The 23,596-nt window shown below is 43.4% G+C and carries 20 protein-coding genes and 3 pseudogenes; 12 read left to right on the forward strand and 11 right to left on the reverse strand.

Annotated features, from left to right (window positions below):
* Positions 1-190 (forward strand): hypothetical protein (locus AACT52_RS22010; RefSeq protein ID WP_233154047.1); only part of this gene is annotated, 190 nt, incomplete at its 5' end.
* A 50-nt stretch (positions 191-240) separates the two neighbouring features.
* Positions 241-528, forward strand: a complete 288-nt coding sequence (locus AACT52_RS41480) for a hypothetical protein (RefSeq protein WP_198940976.1) — start codon at positions 241-243, stop codon at positions 526-528.
* 74 nt (positions 529-602) lie between these two features.
* On the opposite strand, the gene AACT52_RS22025 is transcribed toward AACT52_RS41480, so the two are convergent.
* Positions 603-950, reverse strand: a complete 348-nt coding sequence (locus tag AACT52_RS22025; RefSeq protein ID WP_158054738.1) for a helix-turn-helix domain-containing protein — start codon at positions 948-950, stop codon at positions 603-605.
* Positions 951-1,063: 113 nt separating this feature from the next.
* Between AACT52_RS22025 and AACT52_RS22030 the strand changes: the two genes are divergently transcribed.
* The 4 genes from AACT52_RS22030 (at position 1,064) to AACT52_RS22045 (ending at position 4,858) form a co-directional block, all read left to right on the forward strand.
* The gene (locus tag AACT52_RS22030) at positions 1,064-1,261 is read left to right on the forward strand and encodes a hypothetical protein (RefSeq protein ID WP_143172850.1); all 198 of its coding nucleotides are present in this window, start codon (positions 1,064-1,066) and stop codon (positions 1,259-1,261) included.
* The gene (locus tag AACT52_RS22035) at positions 1,212-1,883 is read left to right on the forward strand and encodes a response regulator transcription factor (RefSeq protein WP_073633380.1); all 672 of its coding nucleotides are present in this window, start codon (positions 1,212-1,214) and stop codon (positions 1,881-1,883) included. The genes AACT52_RS22030 and AACT52_RS22035 overlap by 50 nt, the downstream gene beginning before the upstream one ends.
* A 2-nt stretch (positions 1,884-1,885) precedes the next feature.
* Positions 1,886-3,814: a CHASE2 domain-containing protein gene (locus AACT52_RS22040; protein ID WP_073633381.1), complete on the forward strand. Its 1,929-nt coding sequence runs from the start codon at positions 1,886-1,888 to the stop codon at positions 3,812-3,814.
* Positions 3,815-4,078: 264 nt separating this feature from the next.
* On the forward strand, positions 4,079-4,858 hold the full coding sequence (locus AACT52_RS22045; RefSeq protein ID WP_073633382.1) for a DUF928 domain-containing protein: 780 nt from the start codon (positions 4,079-4,081) through the stop codon (positions 4,856-4,858).
* 46 nt (positions 4,859-4,904) lie between these two features.
* Here AACT52_RS22045 and AACT52_RS22050 read toward each other — a convergent pair whose 3' ends face one another.
* Positions 4,905-10,913, reverse strand: a complete 6,009-nt coding sequence (locus AACT52_RS22050) for an AAA family ATPase (protein WP_073633383.1) — start codon at positions 10,911-10,913, stop codon at positions 4,905-4,907.
* Between the two features lie 30 nt (positions 10,914-10,943).
* Between AACT52_RS22050 and AACT52_RS22055 the strand changes: the two genes are divergently transcribed.
* Positions 10,944-11,123 (forward strand): hypothetical protein, encoded by a 180-nt coding sequence (locus AACT52_RS22055; protein ID WP_143172851.1) that lies wholly within the window; start codon positions 10,944-10,946, stop codon positions 11,121-11,123.
* Positions 11,124-11,271: 148 nt separating this feature from the next.
* On the opposite strand, the gene AACT52_RS22060 is transcribed toward AACT52_RS22055, so the two are convergent.
* Entirely contained in the window at positions 11,272-14,016 is a 2,745-nt protein-coding gene (locus tag AACT52_RS22060; protein WP_073633384.1) for a CHAT domain-containing protein, read from the reverse strand.
* A 384-nt stretch (positions 14,017-14,400) separates the two neighbouring features.
* Here AACT52_RS22060 and AACT52_RS22065 point away from each other — a divergent pair, with 384 nt between their 5' ends.
* Positions 14,401-14,616, forward strand: a complete 216-nt coding sequence (locus AACT52_RS22065) for a hypothetical protein (protein WP_073633385.1) — start codon at positions 14,401-14,403, stop codon at positions 14,614-14,616.
* 528 nt (positions 14,617-15,144) lie between these two features.
* Positions 15,145-15,447 (forward strand): hypothetical protein, encoded by a 303-nt coding sequence (locus AACT52_RS22070; protein WP_073633387.1) that lies wholly within the window; start codon positions 15,145-15,147, stop codon positions 15,445-15,447.
* 375 nt (positions 15,448-15,822) lie between these two features.
* Here AACT52_RS22070 and AACT52_RS22075 read toward each other — a convergent pair whose 3' ends face one another.
* The 3 genes from AACT52_RS22075 to AACT52_RS22085 form a co-directional block, all read right to left on the reverse strand.
* Complete coding sequence (locus AACT52_RS22075; protein ID WP_073633388.1) at positions 15,823-16,614, reverse strand: hypothetical protein; 792 nt, start codon at positions 16,612-16,614, stop codon at positions 15,823-15,825.
* A 608-nt stretch (positions 16,615-17,222) separates the two neighbouring features.
* A complete protein-coding gene (locus AACT52_RS22080; protein WP_073633390.1) occupies positions 17,223-18,251 on the reverse strand; it encodes a hypothetical protein in 1,029 nt (342 codons plus the stop codon).
* 109 nt (positions 18,252-18,360) lie between these two features.
* Positions 18,361-18,510, reverse strand: coding sequence for a hypothetical protein (locus AACT52_RS22085; RefSeq protein ID WP_158054740.1), 150 nt, complete (start codon positions 18,508-18,510; stop codon positions 18,361-18,363).
* A gap of 68 nt (positions 18,511-18,578) precedes the next feature.
* On the opposite strand from AACT52_RS22085, the gene AACT52_RS22090 reads away from it, so the two are divergent.
* Positions 18,579-18,974 carry a helix-turn-helix domain-containing protein gene (locus tag AACT52_RS22090; protein ID WP_233154048.1) on the forward strand — a complete coding sequence of 132 codons (396 nt, stop codon included), beginning with the start codon at positions 18,579-18,581 and terminating at the stop codon, positions 18,972-18,974.
* A gap of 17 nt (positions 18,975-18,991) precedes the next feature.
* Positions 18,992-19,477 carry an HARBI1 family protein gene (locus AACT52_RS22095; protein WP_233154049.1) on the forward strand — a complete coding sequence of 162 codons (486 nt, stop codon included), beginning with the start codon at positions 18,992-18,994 and terminating at the stop codon, positions 19,475-19,477.
* Positions 19,478-19,638: 161 nt separating this feature from the next.
* On the opposite strand, the pseudogene AACT52_RS22100 reads toward AACT52_RS22095, so the two are convergent.
* The 4 genes and pseudogenes from AACT52_RS22100 to AACT52_RS22120 form a co-directional block, all read right to left on the reverse strand.
* A pseudogene (locus tag AACT52_RS22100) lies at positions 19,639-20,151 on the reverse strand (flavin monoamine oxidase family protein); the annotation flags it as partial.
* Positions 20,145-20,558 carry a hypothetical protein gene (locus AACT52_RS22105; RefSeq protein ID WP_158054742.1) on the reverse strand — a complete coding sequence of 138 codons (414 nt, stop codon included), beginning with the start codon at positions 20,556-20,558 and terminating at the stop codon, positions 20,145-20,147. The pseudogene AACT52_RS22100 and the gene AACT52_RS22105, both read right to left, overlap by 7 nt.
* Positions 20,559-20,575: 17 nt before the next feature.
* Complete coding sequence (locus AACT52_RS22110) at positions 20,576-20,746, reverse strand: CHAT domain-containing protein (RefSeq protein WP_337251651.1); 171 nt, start codon at positions 20,744-20,746, stop codon at positions 20,576-20,578.
* A gap of 399 nt (positions 20,747-21,145) precedes the next feature.
* Positions 21,146-21,511: pseudogene (locus tag AACT52_RS22120) on the reverse strand (hypothetical protein); the annotation flags it as partial.
* A 110-nt stretch (positions 21,512-21,621) separates the two neighbouring features.
* Between AACT52_RS22120 and tnpC the strand changes: the two are divergent.
* Positions 21,622-23,155 (forward strand): annotated as a pseudogene (gene tnpC / locus AACT52_RS41485) (IS66 family transposase).
* A gap of 27 nt (positions 23,156-23,182) precedes the next feature.
* Here tnpC and AACT52_RS22135 read toward each other — a convergent pair.
* Complete coding sequence (locus tag AACT52_RS22135) at positions 23,183-23,506, reverse strand: Kae1-like domain-containing protein (protein ID WP_143172852.1); 324 nt, start codon at positions 23,504-23,506, stop codon at positions 23,183-23,185.
* Positions 23,507-23,596 lie beyond the last annotated feature (90 nt).

Below are 23,596 nucleotides of genomic sequence, written 5' to 3' on the forward strand. Positions count from 1 at the left end.
TTTTGAGTCGGCCGCAGGACGCGCTCAAATTCCCCCGCAATTCCTCCCGACACCGAATCAAAGATTACGGTGTGGGACTCCGCAGCGGAGCAAGTTGAAAGAAAATCAGGATAATGAGCAAGTGCTTTGGGCTGTTTCACACATTGCTCCGCATCTTTTTAAACATGAAGGGCTAGAAGAAGAAAATTAGCAGAGTTCTCCAGCATCCCCTCCATAACCCTTACTTGTTAAGTGCCTAAGATGATTCACAGTGAGGGGACTGACGCTTTGGAAACAAGAGCGATGGCACGGAGTGCCCGCAGTCATGCGATCGCCCTTGATAATCTCAATTTCGCCAAGCTTCATTCACAACCTTCCCATCCTTGCCAACCAATTGAATATGCAATGGCATTTGTCCCGCCGCATGAGTTGAACAACTTAAACAAGGGTCAAAAGCTCGAATTCCTGCTTCAACACGGTTTAACATCCCTTCAGGAATTTCTGAACTGTGAAATGGGTGTATCTTGCGCCCTCCCAATTGTTCAATAATTTCTTGTCCAAACTGACGTAAACGAATTCCCCCACGAGCAAGTTCTGGTTCAGCAGCAATTAAGCCGAAAACATTACGCTTTTGTGGATCGCTCTGTAGGTTTTTGTTCTAGAAGCATTTTCTTTAACTCTTGCTGTTGCTCAGAATTTAGTCTACATGGTACAGAGTGTGTAATTGTTTCTGTTAATCCCACCAGCCCACCTATCAGAAACTTATCTATCCAGCTTGTTAGGGTTTTATAAGTGCATCCAAGTAATTTGGACACCTCCTTTCTCGTTTTTCCCTCATACAAACATTTTATTGCCAGTAATCTTTGACGCAGATATCCTTGTTGATGTTTGTAGTACAGTTTTTGCCACAAATCCGAGTCTAATTGGCGAGCGCATAGGTCAAACTTTCGCCTTCTCCTTAATTTCTCCACTTTTCTCTCCCTGTCACCGCAATGTATTACTTTATCCTACATTAGAGATAATCTTCTAGCGGGAAGGAAGTAACTCCTGGTGCTGACACCTGTTTCCAAATTTGGAGCGTGGTTTGCCAAACTTGGAAATTAACTTGCATTTAGGAGGAATGAATTTCCCCATGCGATCGCTATACGCTATGGTTATCCCTGATTATAAAAATGTGTTTAACGGGTATGTTCAAGCAAAAGACAAGCAACACGCAAAAGAGGTGATGGCTTATGAGCCTAAGCGCAACCGATTCCACCGAAGAAAGATTTTTAGTGATTGACGATCATGAGGCAATTCTGGAAGGCACGGTTCCAGCTTTAAAGCGCAGCTACCCAACGGCTGAAATTCGCACGGCACAGGATGTGCAAACTGCCCGGACTCAACTTGAATATTATTATCCTACACTGGTTGTGATTGACCTAAGCTTGCCAGAAAAACCTCATGCTCCTGCTAGCCCGGAAGTCGGGATGCAATTTCTCACAACTTTAATCGAAAGTAAGTTAGCTCCTAACATTCTGGTGCTGAGTACTAATATTAAGCCACTAGTACAACTAAAGCCGATGATTAATGCCTACGAGGGTGGCTTTGTAGCAATGGACAAATCTCTACCAATCCGGGAGATGGTGCGGTTGATAGATTTTGCTCTGCGAGGTTCTATCTATTTACCACCCCAATTGCGCTCTCGTTCTGAATTTGACCGCAAATGGTTGGAAGTCTTGAGGCTGAAGTTTCATGAGGGACTCATTGACAAAGCAATAGCCGAACGAATGCAAGTTAGCGAGCGCACTATCCGCAATTACTGGATCAGACTCCAAGATGCTTTGGGTGTCTCCGATGAACCTAACAAAGAACTACGAATTCAGATTGAGATTGCAGCGAGAAAACTAGGATTAATTAGTTAGTCATGTGGAGAAAGATCAAGCAGCAAGCGAAGATTTGGCGTACAGCAGCTCTACCAGGGTTGGTAGTGATTAGCTGTGTGGCGATCGCTCGGCTGACTGGTTCCCTCCAACTCCTAGAATGGATAGCATTTGATAACTTTCTGCGCCTGCGTCCAGTCGAAGCAGCAGATCCGCAGATTGTAATTGTTGGTATTAACGAAAATGATATTAAGTCAGTTGGGCAATACCCCATCCCAGATCGCAATCTGGCTCAAATGTTAAGAATTATTCAGAGTTACCAGCCTAGAGCGATCGGGTTGGATATTTTTCGGGATATCAGCATCGGCTCAGACAGAGCTGAATTAGGCAGAATTTTGAAAAGTAGTTCTAATCTGGTGGGAATTGAAACTTTAAATAGCCAATCTACCCTGACTGTGAAACCACCTCCAGAACTGCCAGTGAATCGCGTCGCCATTGCTAATGTCCTCCTCGATCCTGATGGGAAATTACGGCGCTGTTTGCTTGCAACTAGAGCTGATTCTGGCGCAATCAAATATTCTTTATCGTTGCTTTTAGCAGAGATATACTTGCGTTCAAAGGGAATTATGCTTAAGCATGGTCATCGTGCTGACTATCCCATTCACTTTGGTGACACTGAATTGCTTCGCTTTACTACGAATACTGGTAGCTATGTAGGAGCGAAAGCAGGCGGCAATCAAATATTAATAAATTTTCGTAGCAACCCTCATCCCTTCCCTATCGTTTCTCTCACAGATATTTTGGCAGGCAAAGTCAAACCAGAATTGATGCGCGATCGCATTGTGATTATTGGCATGACTGCCGCCAGCGTCAATGACACATTTATGACATCGGCAACCAAAAACACTGTCTTGACCGATGGATTAGGCGATACGGAGCAGTACCAATTAATTTATGGGGTAGAGTATCAAGCACATGCTACCAGTCAAATTATCAATGCCGTTCTCAATAAAAGACCGCTACTGCACACATGGCTAGAGGGTTGGGAATACCTGTGGATTATAGCATGGGGATTGCTTGGGATTGCTTTGGGTTTGGTGCTGCAATCTCCCTGGAAAACGCTTTTAAGTCTTGTTTTTTGCAGCATCTGCCTGATGGTAATCTGTTATGGACTGATGATTTTCAGTTGGTGGGTTCCTATGATACCAGCACTGTTGGCGTTGTCCGCTGCCGGATTGACTACTTCATTTTTTGACCGAGATTCGAGAATTTTATTAGAACAACGAAGCTTGACGCTAAAGCGCACTTACGATGCAGTTCACAATGGTCCATTACAAACTATAGCAGCAATGCTGAGAAGTATTGATGAAGACTCATCATCTACTCAAATGCGATCGCAATTACAAGCACTCAATCAAGAATTGCGATCAGTTTACGAGTCCATGAATCAGGAACTTTTAACAGGTGATAATCGTTACGTCCATACTCCCATTTCGGAATTACTGTATGAGGTTTATGAGAATACATTGATGCGAGATTTACCAGGTTTTGACTCGATCAAAACTTACATTCCTCCTGATTTCACGCCGCTTAAAGATTGCGTCCTCACTGTAGATCAGAAGCAAGGTTTGTGTATATTTCTAGAAGAAGCACTGTGTAATGTTGGTAAACACGCAATCGGTGCGAGTTGCCTGGATGTAGTTTGTACGCGAAAGGAAAACTTGTGTACTTTGCAAATTATTGATAACGGAATTGGCAACCCTCTGTCCAACCCTCACAAAAGTGGGCGAGGTACAGATCAAGCTAGAGATTTAGCAAGATCCTTGGGAGGAAGATTTCAACGGCGAACTGGCAACTCAGCACCGACGCAATACTCCGTAGGAGCCGCTGCGCCATCGCACTTATCCCAAGGAGTCGTTTGTGAACTAACTTGGCGAGAAATCAGACCGTGGTGGCAATTTATTTCACAGTAAAATTCTTGAAATACTTCTTCAGATAGATGAGTTTGATATTTAATTTACTCTTCTCTTAATAAGAGTAGTTGAATAGTTTGCACAAGCGTTGTTGCATTTCCGACTGAAAGCTGAAACCTGTTAAACGAGATTGAAATTATTGAATCAAAAGACTTGTAGAGAGGTGAAATTTCCTGTGTCTACAAGGACAGCAATTTTGGGTTGGTGGATTACTAACTAGTTCTCCATCAGGTTTAATCACTATAAAATCTCCCCTTAACAGCCATGATTCCTCAAGTTTTAAAAATTTTCAACAAACCGATCGCTACTACATTGATGATAAGTATGTTGTTAGGGCTTTGGCTGATACCCATAGCAGTACTAGCAGACGATAAAACGCCTCCGGACGACAAAGCGCCTCCTACTGGCAGATCATCTGGGGGTAGGGGATGTGGGACGACAACGCAACCCGCACAATCAAATGTGTCAGCACTCATTTTACTTGCACCAAGGGGGTACTCTAGACAAACGGTTTCTACTCGCCCAACATTTGCCTGGTTTGTGCGTGATGCTGCTTCTGTTGCAATGGAATTTAGGCTATACGAGCAGGAAAACAATCGCTTCAAACTAGTTAAAGAAATTAAAGACGAAAGCTTCAAAACCTCTCCTGGCATTATGGTGCTTTCGCCCTCCGACTCCACCCCTGAACTAACAGTCGGCAAGCGCTATCGCTGGCAAGTTGAGCTAGTTTGCGATCCCAGCCGTCCTTCCGGTAATCTTTTTGCGCAGTCTGAAATTGAAGTCGTGCCGATACCAGCAGATTTAAAGAAACAATTGGAAAGGACAGGCGTTGGCGTAGCCTCTCAAAAGGAGAATCGCTTGAACCAAGCAAAGTTATACGCGCAGGCAAATCTCTGGTATGACGCTCTCGGAAAAGCTTTCGCCTCGCTTAGTGACGAAATCGGACTAAAAGACTTTCGACTGTCTCTGCTCGATAAGGTTGCAGCAAATGATACTGAGCGGCAGGTGTTACAAGGTAGTGAAATTCATGCTTTGCAACGCTGAGTTAATAAAAACGAGCAAAGCGATGTTTTTATAGCTGTGGGATAAGTTAATCTCGATTGATAGTAATAACAATTTCAGTTCCTTGCCCAGGTTGGCTCGTAATCGTCACTTGTGCTCCAATCTTTTCGCAACGCTCGCTGATTCCCAGCAATCCAAATCCGCGAACTCTTGGTATGCTATCAACCCCAAAGCCCCGTCCATCATCTTTAACACGTAAGATACATTGTGTATTTTCATACAGTAAATCAATACGAATCTCGGAAGCATCAGCGTATTTTATGGCATTGGTTAATGCCTCCTGTCCAATCCGTAGTAAGTTATTCTCAACCTCGTTAGGCAAAGGATAGGCTGTGCCTTTGATTTCGTAGCTCACACCGGTATCGGTAGCGGCTCTCATCTGAGTCACCAGACGATGAAGGGCGCTATGCAAGCTGCCATCTTCCAAGAACTGGGGACGGAGTGCTGCCACTGAACGACGGGCTTCGGCAAGCCCACTTCGTGCCAATTCATCGAGCATTTCCAGATGTGCCTGTGTCGCGTCTTTATCATCGGTTAGCACTTGTGTCGCTGCTCCGACATGCAGCAGAATGCCAGTAAAGGCTTGCGCTAGTGTGTCGTGAATTTCTCGTGCCATGCGGTTGCGTTCGTTGAGAATAGACGCTTCCTCAGCTTGTTGGCGTTCACGCAGGACAGCATTACGCTGTTCGGTGATGTCTGTAATCAAACCGTAGTATCCTCTGACTTGATGATTGAGATCAAAATCAGGGATGAGAGAACCTCTGATATACCGTTTACCAAAAGGATAGGGAATTTCTGATTCGTAGATTGTAATTTGCCCTGAAAGTGCTCGATTGATATATGGTTGTGCAACTTGATAAGCCGCCTCACCCAGAATTTCACGAGTATGCTTGCCCAGAATTTTATCTCGACTACAGCAAAACCAGTCCTCATAAGTCTGGTTAACAAACTGATAGTGTTGATTTGCATCGACATAGCTGATACAAACAGGTAAAGCGTCGGTGATCAATCGTAATTGCTGTTCTCGGTAGCGCAGTGCGGCTTCACTTTTCTGTAATGCTGCCGTTCGTTCTATGACCTGTTGCTCTAAGGTGCGGTTGTAATGGGCTAGTAGTTGTTCTGCCTGTTTGCGCTCGGTGATGTCTTGAAAGGCGGCGATCGCATAAACCACCTTACCCTGTTCATCAAAAACTGGAGTTCCCCACACCTCAACCGGAATGGTTTTGTCGTTTTGGTGAATTTCCATATTGTCAACCGTGCTACGTTCACCGCTCAGTGCCCGAATGGACGGGAGTGCTTCGGTTGGATAGGGTTGATCTGTTCCTGCCAGATAAACTTGATAAGCCTCTACCAGTTGATCCAGTGACACAGATGGATCGCTCTCTTTGCCTACTAGCTGAACTGCCCGTTGATTGAAGTAGTAAGGGCGACCTACTGCATCAAACACGGCAATCCCTACTGGAACTGCTTCTAGAAATTGAGCCATCTGACTTTTACTTGCCCGTAGCTTTGAGTAGAGCGTGGCATTTTCAATGGCAATAGCTGCCTGAGTTGATAACAGATGCAAAACTTGCGATCGCGTAGCGTCTCCAAAGGAGTTTCGCTCTGGTGTAAATGCAAAAGTCGCTAATTGATTTTCTAAATACAACACGCCGACGAGCTTAGCTTGATTCAGCAGCGGCAAACAGAAGATTGATTTCGTTTGGTGGTGTTGAATGTAGGGATCATTGATAAAACTACCTTCACGAGCCGCATTATTGAGAATGACCGATTCATGAGTCCGGATCACATACTGAATAATCGATTCAGGTAGGCGATTTGTTATCGGAGCCGATTGCAGCACTCGCGTAGCACAGACCGGATCACCCTCATGGAGTTCACAAGCCGCTTCAATCGCCCATTCTCCTGAATTTTCCAAAAGCAAACATCCGGTTTGTGCCCCAGCATTTTCAATCAAGATCTGCATTAGAGAACTGAGCAACCGCTCCAATTCAATTTCACTCGAAATTGCTTGAGCTGCTTTCATTACCGTCGCTAAATCGAGAGTACTATGTGAGGTATTTGAGGTGGTTCCAGTCGTGGTGCAAACTGGTGTGGAAACTACGTTGGACGACTGAGGAAATAGTTGAGGATAACGAGTTTCTAAATCTCTTACTTTCGCTGTTGCTCCCCATCGTTCATAGCAATAGTGAGCTTCCTTCATGTAGAGCTGGGCAAACTTTTCTCTACCACGAGCTAAGTAATGTTTGGCGGCTAATTCATATGCTAATGCTTCTTCTTGAAGATACTCGTTGTCTCTAGCACCAAGAATTGCTTGTTCATATAAGTTTTCTGCTTCAAAAAATTGACCCAAGACTCGCGCTTTCTCAGCTTCTACTAAATCATACTTGTGTTGAAAATTAGTTGGAGCGGAATGTGCCCATCTCTGCATTTTTTCCTGATTGCTTATTATTTTGAGCAACAGATGCTCCTGCTCTGAGGATGAAACAGATTGGTATAGTCGTATCTGAACTAAAGAGTCATAGAAATAAAATACGGGTATTGAAAAAGTTCCTGGTACTCCATCTAAATAAAGTTCAGATTGAGAAGCATACTCTACGGCCTGTGAACTATCTTCAAACAAATAGCTTAGGATAAGCTTGTACAAGTATACATAGTAAAGATGAGGCCTATCATTTGCTCGAATATAAATTGGCAGGAATTGCTCTTCATTATAGTAGCTACCAACTAAACAAGCGGGATTTTCCACCTGCTCTGTTAAGTTGCAGATAAATTGCTGCAATCTATATAAATAATTGAGACTATTTTGCTGTTTAAGTTGAGCCAAAATCTCTTTGTAAATTTTTATTTCTGACTCAATTTTGGTTAGTTCCAAACCAGCAAAATGCAAATACACACACTTGAACCCTACAGAATATCCACTGAATTCTAAATCCCCGGTTTCTAGCCCAATCTCGTATGCTTCTTGTAGTAAGGGTAAAGTTCGTCTTATGTGATCTTTACAGTGTATGATAAACGCTCCAACTATATCTAAGACCTTACATCTAAGTTCTTTACTATCTAATCGCTCAGTCAAGCTCAATGCTAGTTCGCCAAACTGATGAGCTGATTCAAAGTCTTGCATTACTCCACTAAGAATTAGTCCGCCGTAAGCAGCATAGGCAAAAGTTGAAAAGGAAGTATTTCCATACTGAACAGATAGATTTATCTGTCCTAAGACAATCAGCGGTAGCAATGTAGGAGCGGCTTGAAAGGTAGGTCCAACTAGGTTTGATAAGATTTGTATAGCAGCCAGTTTATCTGGCTCTCTCATCAATGGTAGCTCTAGCAAATCTTTTATATCTATGGAATTGAAGTAATCTGCTGTTTCTTTTAACCGCTTTTGAACATCAACTTGTGTTGGCGACTCCGGCAAAGCTATACCCAAAAACTTCAAAACTTCTAGTCCAATCCTAATTGCCTCTTTTTGCCTACCTTGCGCTACGCAAGTTTGAATTTTAGTTTCATAGACTTTGATCTTATCTAAAACAGTGTTTGCATTTTCTAGAACAACGATCGCCCATTGTTCCATTTGTTGAAAGTCAGCACTCAAGTATGCTGCTTCTGCTGCTTCCTCATGCAGTGCCAAGGTCAAAGCGTACTGCAACTGCCAACTATCAGCGGCTAGTAATTCTATTCCTGTAGTTAAATATTGTAATGCAGCACTATGAGCTAACGTTTTTTTAGCTCTGTGCCCTGCAAGCAGATTTAGCCTAGCTAGCTTATCTCGCTCCTGCCAATCCGTAACTAGATGACGACCTAGATTAAGGTGATCGACTACCTCAAATAAGTTATGAGGTGTAGTTTCAGACTCACTACTTTGCAGCAAGAGATAACCAATTTGTAAGTGAACCACTTGCTGCTGTTCTTCTGCAATTAGCCCATAAGCAGCTTGCTGCACGCGATCGTGCGAAAACTTGTAATTTTGAATCAACAGGTTCTCATCTAACTCTAAGGTGGCTAGAATTAACTCTGACTGAATCGCTGTTGTGAGTTCTGCAAAAATTTCAATCGCTGGTTGTTCACAAATTACTGCGAGTGTTGCTAAATCAAATTCAGGACCGACACAAGCGGCTAAACTTAAGACCTGCTGAGTATGCTCCGGAAGCTGTTTCAACTTCCCGATGATTAACTCCACTACATTGTCAGTAATATTTTTGGCTTTTATGTAAGCGACATCCCATTGCCAGCATCGTTGCTTATTGTTGAATATGATGAGGTCTTCGGTGTACAGCGTTTTGAGAAATTCGCTAGTGAAGTAGGGATTACCATTCGTCTTACGCCATACCAATTCTGCTAAAGGTGCGACTAGCTCAGTAGAACTGTGCAAGGTTTCAGCAATCAGTTGAGCCACTGCTCCAAGTTTTAGCGGAGCCAACGTTATCTGATTAATTGCAACAGTTTCCTGTTTTAGCTTCTCTAGGATTGTAATGAGCGGATGCGCTTGGGTGACTTCGTTATCCCGATAAGCACCAATTAAAAGCAGGGATTGTATCACGCGATCGCTCACGATTAACTCGATCAGTTTAAGCGTAGCCGAATCTACCCACTGCAAATCATCCAAAAAAATGACCAAAGGATGTTCAGGAGAACAGCATGCTCGAATGAACTTTTGAAAGACAAGGTTAAACCGATTTTGTGCTTCCATCGGTCCAACCTTTGGTACGGGCGGCTGCTTACCCACAATCAATTCAACTTCAGGAATCACATCAATGATTAGTTGTCCGTTACTTTCCAAAGCTGTGAGCAAGCGCGATCGCCACTGGTGTACTTGCTCATCGGGTTCACTCAGCAGTTGCTGCACCAATTTTTGCAGGGCATCCACAATAGCACTGTATGGAATATTGCGCCCTAATTGGTCAAATTTACCAGAGACAAAATAACCGCGCTTGGCTGTGATGGGTTTGTAGAGTTCCTGCACTAGTGCTGATTTGCCAACTCCAGAATAACCAGAGACCAACATCATCTCGACGTTGAATTGAGCATTTTCTATGCCTGACTCTGGTCGGTGGGCTTCGCCAACATTCCCTCTTGGGGCTACTCTTTCAAACGCCGCCAATAATGCTGTAATCTCCGCTTCCCGTCCATACAGCTTCTGGGGAATTTGAAACTGATCACAAACGTCTTGCAGACCTAATTGAATATGAGCAATTTGACCTGTTGTTGTAAATTGCTCTGCACACCGTTCTAAATCCGCTTTGATGCCCCAAGCACTCTGATAGCGATCTTCTGCATTTTTCGCCATCAGTTTCAGAACAATGTCTGAAACGGGTTTGGGAATCGTTGCATTCACCTGATGCACAGGAACAGGTGATTTGGCAATATGACAATGGACTAACTCCAGGATGTCCGTTGTGGGAAACGGCAACTGTCCGGTGAGGAGTTCGTAGAACGTCACGCCAAGCGAGTAAAAATCAGTGCGGTAATCGAGCAAGCGGTTCATGCGCCCGGTTTGCTCTGGAGACACGTAGGCAACTGTGCCTTCTAACACATGGGGACTTTTGAACGTCGGATTGGTGCGGTTAAACTGGGTAGCAATCCCAAAGTCAATAATTTTGACAACGCCAGTATCCGGATTGAGGACAATGTTGCCAGGATTGATATCCTTATGAATGACGTTGGCAGCATGGATTCTACCCAGGATATCTGTGAGGTTGATCGCTAATCGTAAAAAATTGGATAAGGGCATCGGGCAGAAGTCTGGGCGCTTGTGCATCCATTTCTCTAGGGACTCGCCGCCAAAGTCTTCCAGGAGAATAACAAGTGTGCGCTGATAGTCCTGCTGGCTGTATGCCTTGACCACGCCTTCCTCTTTGAGAGAGCGGGTCATTTCATATTCCTGTCTGTAGCGGGTTATTTCTTGGGGAGAAGGATAATCCTGCTTGAGCAATTTGACGATGATCGCCTGATTATCCCGCACTTTAATACCCCGATACACCAGAGACGCTGAACTCTCATAGATTTTGCTTTGGATGGCAACTCCGGCTAGGGCAATCATAGAGACCTCTCCAGATGAGTGTCATGGGTTGTGTTGCAAAAACTGCTTAAAGGACAAGCAATTGACTTGACTTTGACTCAACAGAAGCAACCACTGCGAAAATTTCAGATACGAATTTTGCTTGTGCTAAAATATCGTCTTTGGTATGGTAACGCCTTTGACTTGCCCTTTGCAAATCATCTTCATAGCTTCTCATCCTCGAATCGTTGATCGGTACTGTTGAAGGCAGCAAACCCCATTCCAGGTTTTGTGAGCCATTTGATCAATCGATTCGCTTGCTCTACCCGATTATTCAAGTACTTTACTGGCAAGTACTTTACTGGCAAGGTCTCATCGCCTTAACACCAACCGTATTGTACTATAACCAATTCCCCAGCAAAATCAGCGCTGCCCAATAACCAGGATGCTTGCGATCGCCTGGATGTTGTTGCAGCCAATTTTTTTGAGCCAATTGCAGTGCTTTGGCTCGACTCATTCCCTGTCGTAGCTGCTGATAAAATTGGGTAATCAGTTGAGCAGTAGACTCATCATCCACCTGCCAGAGAGAGGCGACAACGCTACGTGCCCCTGCTTGCAGGGAAATCCCCGCGATACCCAAAGCATCGCGCTCGCTACCTACTGCTGTCTCGCAAGCTGTAAGTGTCAGTAACTCCAGCGATTTATTTTGATGAACCTCTCGAATAATTTGATAAAGCTGATTCATAGTCAACTTTTCGTTATAGTTATGAGTTTCGAGTTTTGGGTTTTGAGTTAATTCCCACTCTCCTTGTCCCCTTGTCTCCCTTGTCTTCCCTCTCTGTGTTGTCCCCACGTCCCCTATTCGCTTACCAGTGACCAAAAAAGTGTCTCGCGAATCGATGCCAAATTTCCCGTGAGTTGCTAAATGAATAATCTCAAAAGCATTTTGTGTTAGCTCTTGTTTCAAGCGTTCAGGAGTGAACGCATCATCCATTAATCCTTTACTGCCAGGAAGGATACTTATGATGCTATCAATTTCTTCCTTAACATAGTTTAATGGTTCAAAAAAGATTGGACCGTCAACTACGGAAGGCTTAGTCAAACCAAAACCTAAAACTCGCAGGGATTTTCTGTTAAGTTGAGCTGGAGCGAGTAAGGTGAGACTAACTGTACTCGCAATGGCATACTGCTCAACCAAAAATTGCTTGCCATCATAAAGTGCTGCCATTGGAATACTGCGGAGAATTCCATCCTGAATGAAGACCAAAGTTTCAATCTGTGCTTGTTGCAACTGTTTGGCGAAGGGGTGAATTAGCCAGTTGTAAACTTGCTGTGCTTTTTCTTGATAGGTATTTGCTAAGTCTGAGCGCTTTTCCAGCTTGAGACGTAGCTCATTTACGGTTGTAATCACGTCCTGACTTTTAGCAGGTACCCAGTAAATTTCTGACTGAAAGGTTCTATTTCTATTAAGCAGAGTTAGGATGACAGCAACCCTGTTTTTGAGAATCATGGTGCTGATGACAGCTGTTTTTTCATCGATCAGCGTGATGGGTTTAGCGATCGCTTGCACGGAACAATCATCCCCAAGATAATTTTGCAGCTCTGCTAAACGCAAACTATCAATAGTTTCTAGGGCAGACTCAATGGATTTTAGATTCTTTTCATCTCCCCGCGCTTGCTCCAGGTACAATTCAGTTAATTCCCGATAAACTGGTTCAACAGTATCGCGAAAGTCAAACTGAAAATCGCGCCGAGCGCTCGCTAAATCTCCTCGAATTTCTTTTAAAGTCTTAACTGAACTTTCGTAGAATGCGATCGCCTCTTTAGTCCTTGAAACCGCCTGTAAAATTCGCCCTGCTTGCCAATCCCACAGATAGCGGCTCTCCTGCATTTCTGCAACCAATTGTGCTTGTTGTGTCAGCTTCAACGCAAGAGGATAGTCTTGCCGGCATTCATACACGTGTCCCAAACGACCGAGTGCAAAGGATGCAGATTGTTGGTCTTTCAGGCGTTGAGCGATCGCAACTGCTTGATTGAGTAGCTCTACTGTTTCAAAAGGTACATCTGAACTTAAGCAGCGAGTTACTGGTTCAGTATCCGAAGTTGCAGGAGGTAAACCAAGTAGTTGATATAAACTAGCAAGCCGAATTGCTGCATAAGCTTTATCGCGGGAATCTGGTATGCGCTTTAAGACACTCAATGCTTCCTGTAGAGTGCTGCCTACAGATACGTCTGTGCGACTGCGATGATAGGGTATGAATAGGTTAAGGAGCGCTCGCAGTTCATTTGTCGGCTCGTTGTGTCTACGGGCAAGGGCAACGCTCTCCTGAAAGTAGGTAATGGCTTTGCTATCCCAATAACGAGCATTGCGAGTAAATTTTTCAACCGCCAATTGATCGGCTGCTTGTTTGGCAAACTGAAGTCGGCGGTAGTCACGTTTAGCGAGGCTGGTGTAGGTATTTCCCAAGCCATTCAACGCAGAGATAATATAAGATTTATATGTATCTTTATTTTTTATTGTCAAGATATTTTCAAAATATTTAATAGCCTGTTCATAATCACCTTGCAGACGGTGAGCATTGCCCAAGCTACCCAACGCGGTGACTTCTCCAAGAGTATCTGAATGGTTGCGGGCGATGTTCAAAGCAGTTTCTTTGGCACAGTTTTGGTCTAGCTTATTTTCGCCACACAACAGGGCGATCGCTTTGCGCTGCTGTCCCAGGCTACTGTATGCCTGAGCAAGTTCTGTGAGCATTCTTCCTAGCTGTAGGCTCGCGCCAACTTTTTGATAGTAAGCTATAAGTTGATTGAGAGTGGCGATCGCTCGATCCACCTGACCGACTTGTTGATAAGCTCGCACCAGGTACTTTAAAACTGTCACCTTATCTTCAGATTGCTCTTTAGAATTGCTACTTAAAGCAGCTTCCCAAGATGAAATTGCACCCTGAAAGTCTCCGGTTGTATAGCGCTTTAACCCTTGCTGCATCAGTTGTTTCCAGTCAGTCGCTTGAGCAATGACGACTTCACCCAGTTGTACTTGCCTAAATGTCAGGGAAACCTGACCTAAGCACAAGCAGACGGTAAGGCTACTGAGAAATAAAAGGTTCAGCAGGCGGCTTGTTTTCAAGTAACGGCGTAAGCCCATGCAGACCTCCAACGCCAAATTGGGAATACAATCACAATAGTTAAGAAATTCGTTTGCTGCTGAAAAATCTATCTTTGGTTGGAGAACTTATGAAAATATTTATCCGCTCCGATAGTGTCCTTTTGTATTACAGTTCAATAGAACACCTGTGCCTTGGGAAGCAACGTCCATAATGGCTAAAAACTGTCTTGGCAAGTGGCTATTGCCTACAAGTGGCTTGGTTTTGTGTAATACCAATTCTTTATGAAGATGCATAGAATATTAAAAAACGAACCGCCAAGACGCCAAGAGCGCCAAGAATGGAGGTTATTTATTTAGTGCAACTTCACATTAAATTGGTATAACTTGTTTGGTGTTGGGAAAATTGCAATAGCTTAAGTAAGTATGGGCAATGTTCGAGAACCAATCGCTATCCAACAAGAACTACAGCGAATTAGCGATCGCCTAAGAAAGATTTTTGGGCAAACTCATCCTCAATTTGATAGCGTATTTGAAGATGTTAGTGCGGTTGGATATTATTATATTCCTGAGGCTGGTTATCGTCTGGAATCAGCTATTAAAACTGTGGAGCGTGCCTCACCGAGCATCGCTTCTAACTGACTTGTAAAATGTCAACCGCAAAAAATACCTCTACCTTTATGACTATAAAAATAAAGACCGAAAAAGACTTTTTTACTGCAACCACTAATAGAAATATCAATCAAGAAACAGAAAAGGAAAAAGTTCTATGTTCTCATTGTCAACGCACAGCTACGAACGGTATTAAATGTAAGGGAATGTGTGTGGCTGACAACGACTATTAAGATATGAATTTAAAACAGTTGTCTCAAAGCCCCACTTTTTTGGATGAAACTAAACCAAATTCTACTATGGACAGATTTTTACGACTATCGCTATTTTGAGTTATTACCTAAGGAGAATTGACATAGGTTTTCACTCGCTATGGAATACCACAAAATAGTAGAAATAGGGGCGTTGCTCAACTTCAAAGTCAAGCCCAATAGGAATATGCTTTGCCGCTCTAATCTCAGCATAATGGTGGTTGATAAGAGAGAAACCTGAATGTTGTAATGCGAATGGTAGTTTTTGTAAGTTAGTAATTTTGGCTGATTGTTGCAATTGAAAGTTATGAAGAATACATTATTTGATAAAATTTTCCGTGACAGCGATGGCAAAATTGTTGTGGCTCAGATGCCAAACTTACCGCTTATCATTTGGATAGCAGCTAGTTTGCTCAAATTAGTTTTTCCAACAGGCGTTGTGAATACAGGGTTAGATGCACTTGCTTTTGGCTCTTTATTTACTTGGGCGTGGCTAGAATTATTTCAAGGCGTTAATTATTTTCGTAGAGCGCTAGGTCTTGGCGTGCTTATTGGTGTTATGGCGTCAAGAACTGTGGGTATTGATGCACTGGGCTCTTTCGGTCTTTGATGCGAGGGGCGATCGCTCAGTCCCAAATGAAGGTATGATTGCTTCCGGCGCTCTGCGCAATCGCACCCCCTCAACTCCCCTTATCAACCCACTCCCGCCCCGCCTTTTCTACTGCTTCAGGCGTATAAGCTAAGCTGTTGATCAGAAATTCGTTTGCTCCTGAAAAATCTATCTTTGGTTGGAGAAGTTTTGAAAAGATTTCTCCGCTCCGATAGTGTGCTTTTGTATTACAGTTCAATAGAACACGTGTGCCTTAGTATGAGAGGGCGATGCAAGAGAGCGCAGTGCCAGAGGCAATTGCCCAAGGCTTCGGCGTGAACTCACTCGAACGCTCTGCCAAACGGGGCAGTGCCGTAAGCAATCGCTTTTTAGCCGCTAAAAATAGAGAGCGCCCAGTATCTCTTCTGCTTTCTCTCTTTCCTCTCTCGCAGTCCGTAGCATCATCCATTCAGTTGCATCTTTTGGATTCGGAAGCCTGCTGATAAGTTTGTCGGCTTGCCTGATTTGGTTGAGGAGCAATTGAATTTCCTCGCTTTGAGCATCCATATACTGCGCCAATTCTTCCTGTGTCTGCCTGAAGGTTTCTTGTAAGTCTTCTGGCTGTCGCTTAATGAGACTTGATATATACAGCGGGAGTGGCAAGCCCGATTTTTTGTACCCGCTTTCAATGGTTAGTGCAGTATCTCCATCAGGTAGGCGAAGAGTTAAAGTGCGTGAGCCGTACTTGTTTTTCTCCCATTCCATTGCTGGCTTCGGTGTCTTTGGCAATGGTTGCTTCTGGTACTGTTTAATTTTTTCGCAAACGGATAATTGGGTGTCGTCTTCTGTGAGGTGTACTCTGGCGTCCTCATTCCGTTTCTGTCTGAGGCGGAGCAGAATGTACATATTTAATTTAGGGGCAAGCTTCGCGGGGAGGTTATCAGCAATGTCAGCAGCCTTAATAAGCTTATTTATCTCGGCTTTCACCAGCCCTACAGCTTCTAGTCCCCGTGCAAACTGGCGCTTTGTTTCTTCTTTTAGGTCAGCCAAGTACTGACCGAGCTTTAACTGCTGCTCGTTTATGAACTCGTACCACTCTTTTATTTTGAGAAATCTCTCGTCGATTTCACCAGAGATGTCAGAAAATTTTGGGCAGGCGAGCACGTCCGTGATGTTTTCTGTTATCATGGGTTTAAAATGATTTATTTTTCAAACAAAAGCGCCTACTTTGTGAGAGCCGGGCGCTTTGTTTTGTTTATTTTACCATGTTGGCAGGTATTTGAAGAGAGGAATTTGGAGGGCGATCGCAAGGGAAAGCACTGCCCCTTGGGCAATCGCCGTCATCCTAAGCGCATAAAAAAACAAAATCCCCCACAACCACATTGGATTATGGGGCAATACGGTTCAGTTAAGGATCATTGTAGGTTGGGTTGAATGCTCGTGTTACCTAACAAACCACGAAAAATGTTGGGTTTCGTTCCTCAAACGCCAGACTTGCCGTGAGAGCGGGAAACCCTCCTGGAGCTTACGCTCCCCAACCTACGCAGTTTAAGCTTTTTGACGCTAACACCAACCGTATTGGATTATGGGGAACTGTAATATCAAGTTCGCTTAATCACTTATAAATGCCGAAACACCCCACCCGCGCACATCAAGCACCCTCCCCGATGCCTTGGGGAGGGTTGGGGAGGGGTAACGCGAGGACTGCAATTATAACTAATCATCCGAACTTGATATAACTACTATGAACAAGATATTTATTTACTTAGGGATGGGTCAACCTGGTTTATGCATTTTTACTGTTGTGGCTTTGGTTTTGGCTTTGGCATCTCAAGCGGCTTGCCCTTAAAGTCCCCTTTGGGCTTGCCCTTAAACGGTGGTTTACCTTTTGGTGGTCCAAACTCTTTGCCAGCAGCCTTAAGAGCCGCTTTCTTTTCTGCCATTGCCGTAGCTTTATCATCCTTGCTCGCCTTTAGGAACCTTGGTGGCTTCTCCTGTGGCAATTCTAGTAATGAGTCAAATTCAAAAGCGTCCCGGTGCGGCACGAACTTTGCTTTAATCTGTACGAATACTGGGCGTCCTTGTTCTTCTTTTGGGGCTTTGGGATTGAACCGGAACGGCGGTACCAGTGCGTCTCTCCAGAACAAAGGTAAATGACTCGCTTTCATGAATTTTACTTTTCTTGCTGGTTCCGACTGTTTAATATGATCCAGCCGTTCTTTAGTAAAATTCTTAAACACAGAGATACACGGTGTCCGGCAAACAGGAATAAACTGCCACAGCCCGCAAAGTTTAAACTCCATGTCCTGAAGTTGCTGTGAAATGACCTCCTCTTGGCGTCCCTTGTCAAAACCAACTACTTGAAAGCCAACGTTCGGCGGCTGATCTCTGCCAGGGAAATGAGTAAACTTGGGGTAAACAACCAGGCGCTGGGTAGATTCGCCAGTCGCCTCTATCTCTTTTTTAAGTGCATCATATGCTCTCTGTTTGCGTGAAGCATAGAGCAGTGGATATTCTTTGTTGCCAATGGTGATAGTACTTCTTTCCTTATCCCCCTCTGTTATGAAATTTACCTTGCCAGTAATTATCCCAATTGCTTGAAATAATGCAGAAGAATCAGAAGTCGTATCTGGCTGATTTTCAGTAACATCCTGCTCTTGGAGTGCAGATGGCGACTGTTCTTCTTTTGACACTACTCCATCTTTTTCCAAGTTATTTACTTGGTTTTCTATATCATCCTTTACTTTTTTTGGCTTAAGTGTTGCTGATTCTAAAGGAACAGCAGTTTTGGTAGGCTTGTTCTTGATAGGTTCTGTAGAAGCCATAATTATTATTTTTTGAAAGTGAGGGCGAATTAAAGGCGCTCACTTTATAATATAAAGCCTTGGCTTTTTGTGGGGTGATGCCGAAAAATACGCGGCGTACCCCCACTTATCAGTGAACAGTGAACAAAAAACTGGTACTGCGGGTACTTGGTGACTTGGCGCGGAAGCTTGGGTTTTGTGTCAGGAAGGAGTGCAAGTCGATGGTTTCACCATCTTCGCTGAAGTAGGGGTTTAAATCTAACCGTTCCAACTCATCCATTAGATATCTCCAAAATAGAAGCGTTCTGTGGTAAAAGAGTATAAAATTAGCTTTTTTACCACAGGAACATGAGTGACGTATTAAGTTACATTAGAAACAGCCCTCAAGAAACGCAACGATTGGTTGGTCTGAAGTATGAGCAACTAGAACAACTAATAAAGCAGGCGATCGCCTTACATGCCGAAAAGCAACAGGAAGTCGAAGCACAGAAAGTTAGAATTATAAATAAAGGAGGTGGTCGTAAGGTAAAGTTATCGACGGAATCGCAAATTCTATTAACATTGATATACCTAAGACATTTGACAACATTTCAATTACTAGGTATTCAATTTGGAGTAAGTGAATCAACCGCAAATGATACATTTAACTACTGGTTACCACTCCTACAAGTCCTTTTGCCATCTAGTTTACTAGAACAGGTAAAAAAAACGCCAGCGACCATGAAATTGTTCAAGAAATTTTAACTGATTATGAACTAATAGTGGATAGTGCCGAACAGCTAAGGGAAAGACCTAGAGAGTATACGGAACAGAAAAAGTATTACTCAGGAAAGAAGAAAAATCATACTTTTAAAAATCAAATTACTGTTTTACCAAATGGCAAAGATATTGTTGATGTAATCGCAGGAGAACCAGGACCAAAAAGTGACATAACTTTATTTCGTCAAGGGAAGAAATCTTTTGATAAAAATCAAAAATTTCAAGGAGATAAAGGTTATGAAGGAGAACCATCAATTAAGAGTCCTACGAAAAAGCCAAAAAAAGGAAAATTAACCCAGTTACAGAAACAAGAAAACAAAAAACTAGCATCTCAAAGAATATTTGTCGAACATTTAATTCGTGTCATTAAGATATTTAGAGTTGCTTCAGAAAGATTTCGATTAAATCCAAAGAAATACGAGCAAATAATTATGACGATATGTGGGCTTGTCAGATTTCGCATGGGAGCCTTAGTTTTACCGCTATAAAATAGCGCGATTTGACCAGGGTAGAATTTGACGTGTACAGATACTTATTTTTGCCTAATTACCAATAACAATTGTCTCAAAACCAATTTTCCCGTTGAGACTGGAGATCTGTTTGAAGTTGCGATCGCCTGTTGAAATACAGGCAGAGAGCGGTATTGGTATTTTTCGGAGATATCTATTAAGTGAGAGTTCAAGTCGCGCTCAAAATCAGAACGCAGATTACCAGGAGCGATAGTATTAATAATAGTTTTGAGCCAAGCAGCAAAGGCGCGAGTTCTTTCACTGTAGCGAGTATCGCTGAAAATACCGCCTTCTGTTTGTTGCAGAACACCAGGTGCGTCTTTCATTTTCAGCACTTGTCCGTTGATGTTCATCATTGCGTTGCTTTCCTCGAACACTGTCATAAACTTGCACAGCTTGTCAGACAGTCCCATTTCATGCACATAATGCAGAGTCATTTCATGGTCGCTTGGGATACGCATTGCTCGGAGTTCGGCGTAAGGTGCATCCTTTGAGTTACCGAAGCGGTGTGTCCATACCCGTCCACCGATGCGTGGGCTACCTTCCATAATTTCAACTTCATGTCCCAGGCGCTCTAGTCCATATGCTGCTACTAAACCTGCGATACCTGCACCCAGTATCGTGATCCGTTTGCCTTTTTGAAAGTTTACCAGTTGGAACCCACATTCCGCAGGTCTCTCACGTCAGTAGATAATATTTTCGGCAAGGAACACCGAGAAACTGGAGAATCCAATGTCGTTCGTCCGTAAGATTGGCAATCTGTTTCAAGTTGGCGATCGCTATTGCTCAAAGGATGATTGATCAAAGCCACGTGAGTTCGATGTATCCTAATTTGACCCCGCTTCCATTCCTCTCCCCTACAAGGGGAGAGGCTTAAAACTCTGATTTTTACGTTGCTCCTTTCTCTCCTTGTAGGAGAAGGAGGCGCTTGTGGGAGAGGTCTATCGAACTCACGTAAAGCCGGAAACGACGGAGGCGATGCTCCCGTTCGGCGCAGCCATGCCGTAGGCATAGGGAGCCGTCCAAGGGGCGATCGCACGAAGTTGTCCTCCTTAAACATCTTTGCAAACTGTTAAGCTAAAGCCAATTCCCCACTAAAACATAAGGTGCCCAATAAAAAGGATGTTTTTTCTCCTGTAAAACAAACTGTTGGGCGCGACGTAAAGCTTCTGCTTTCGTGATTTTAGAGTCTAGCGTTAACTGTCGGTAGAATTCACTCATTAGGATAGAGGTAGAATTATCATCCACTTGCCACAACTCACATCTTGCACCAAGAAAACTTGATGTAAATAAATAACTCAGTATTAAACTAAAACCCTTAATTTAGCGATAAAAGCTCACAAAAATCAGGTGTCCTTATTGAGTATCTTTTTACATTCCCTGGATTTGTACGGGGAGGTGCAAGATCTGAGACAACGAATTCCACGACTTGGTTCTGGTTCTGATTGCGACACATCTTTAGAAAAGCCGCAGTTTAAGCAAACCCATTGGTTTTCATCTTGCTCCACAAAGTCACGCTTGCCACATTCAGGACAATCTGCAATTTCGTGATATGTTTCAGACATAATTGACTCCTTGAAAAAGAAAAGAAAGTTTGAGAAATTAAGGTGTTTTTTATACTGAAATCAATTCCTCAAATGCTTAGGGTTAATGGCTCGTGGATGGCACAACATCTTTTGTGGGGATATCACTCTTACGGCTATTGGGTATATCTAATTGCCGTGCCACTAAATATTGGTAAAGCTTCCAGCGAGCGTTCACATCTTGTTGTGCCTGTTGCAGTAACTGCTTTGCCTGCTGTGGATGACTCTTCGTCAACATCTTGAAGCGGTTTTCCAGGTACATATATTCTTCGACTGGAATCTTAGGAGTGCGGGAGTCTAATTGCAGTGGGTTCTTTCCTTGCTTGATGCGCTCAGGATTAAACCGATACAGCAACCAGCGTCCAGAATCAACAGCAGCTTTTTGATTCTGCATCGCAGTACTCATATTGATACCGTGGGCAATGCAATGTAGTTTTTCACCCTCCCCCCCTAAAACAAGAGTTTGCAGCGTAGGTAAAACTAGGGGTGTCCATCATATGGTAATGTAAAAAATCATTGTGCAATGTAAGCCAAAAGCTCATGAACCGACTGAGTAAAGAAGACTTAGCACAAATGAACCGGGACTACTTCCAATCTCTGGACAAGCAGAAATTGGTGGAAGTTGCGGGAAATCTTCATAAACTAGCAGTCGAGCAACTAGAAAAATTAGAGCAAAACTCCAACAATAGTTCCTTACCCCCATCATCAGACCAATTCAAAAGTAAGGAAAAATCGAGGTTACACAAAGAAGAACAAACACAGCAGGCACAATCACAAACAGAACCGAAGCAAGAAGTAATGGTTCTTTGCGAATCTGAGGAAAAACCAAAAAGTAAGGGATTCGCTCTAAAAAAGCCGGGAAAACAACCAGGGGCTAAGGGGATATGGCGGACAGCACCCTTAGTCCCAAACCAAACTATACCCCATTACCCAAAAACTTGTGCATCGTGTAACAGTGCATTAGAAATAGACCCAGAAGCAAAACCCCACATGGGCTATTACGTATTGGAACTAGAAAAATTAGAGTTTGGGATTGAGGTAAAGTGTACGCTTCATCATTACTATCAGGTGAGTTGCGCTTGCGGACACCACACAAAAGAAAAACCGAGTCGGCTATGTTTCAGTAGTTGAAGGAAGAAGCAGAGATTTAAGCTTGCAGGAGTATGGACTTGTCGATCCGATGCTAGCAACGTTTATTGCTTCTGTTGCACTTGCGAACCGCATATCCCGACCGAAAATAAAAGAGTTATTGAATGATTGGGTGGGTGTATCGCTGTCAGTCGGAACAATCGACAGATGTATTCGAGAGGTAGGAATAGCTTGTTCCCCAGTTGTTGAGGAATTAATTGAACAACTGCAATCGTCAGAAATAATCCACCTTGATGAAACACCCTGGTACGAGAAAGGGAAATATCGCTGGTTATGGGTAGCGATTACGAAAACAATTGCCGTTTACCACATCGGTAGTCGTCGTAAAGAAGAATTACTGCACCTAATAAGTGATGCATTTGTGGGATGGTTAGTAACTGATGGCTATGGAGCCTACAGTAACTACCCAAAACGCCAGCATTGTTTAGCTCATCTTATTCGTAAAGCGATCGCTTTGACCAAAGCAGTAGATAAAGAAGTGGCGGATTTAGGGCAGTGGCTTTTAGAGGAACTGAGGGAACTAATACATACACTTGCTATTGGCGACGGGGATAAGGACGATACTGACTCAAACCCCGCTCGCCTTTATCGAGTCTGCCGATTGGCTACGGTTGCAGAGCATAATAAATTGAAGGCTCTGGCTTCAGAGATTTTAGCTGATTGGGATGCTGTGGTTGCATGTTTTTATCATCCGCAATTACCAGCGACTAATAATGAGGCTGAACGGGCTTTACGACATGCTGTTATTGCTCGACGTATTAGTTATGGAACTCGCTCTACTGAGGGCAGTTTAGCTTACTGCTCGGTCTTAAGTGTGATTGAAACTTGTCGTTTGAGAAAAATTGACCCTTGGGGTTATATTACGATGGTTCTTACTCAGGCTCGTAGAGGTATAAAACATCCTCCTATTCCTGCTGCTTCCTAGTTCTTTTTTACTGGGGAGAGTGAAAAACTACGAGTGAATATCCTCTAAGATTTCCTTGGCTGTCGCTACCCAATCAACAATTATTGGTGATGCTTTATCAGCAGTTACAGGAGCTAGAATTTCAAATTCATATTGTTCATCACTTTCTAGACCATTTATGACAAACTCTAATTCTATTGCAGCTTGTCCTTCATATTTGGTTTGCTGACGTAACCCCAAAATTGAGGCGATCGCATCAAATAACCGTCCACAACTGGAAGTTAGAGGAGTATTAACTTGGCGCTGTAACATAGTTTGCAAAATCCTCAATTCTTGTGTCGAAAAAGTCTGTATTGCGGCAAGATTTGGCATTTCAAAAACTGCATTGCCAAAAACTTCATATTGGGACGATCTGACTTGTTTAAGCTCATCCCACGCCTCTTGACAGTGGCATTTCGCGGG

Origin of the sequence: Scytonema sp. HK-05 (assembly GCF_963872035.1) — a bacterium.
Classification (GTDB): Bacteria; Cyanobacteriota; Cyanobacteriia; order Cyanobacteriales; family Nostocaceae; genus Kalymmatonema.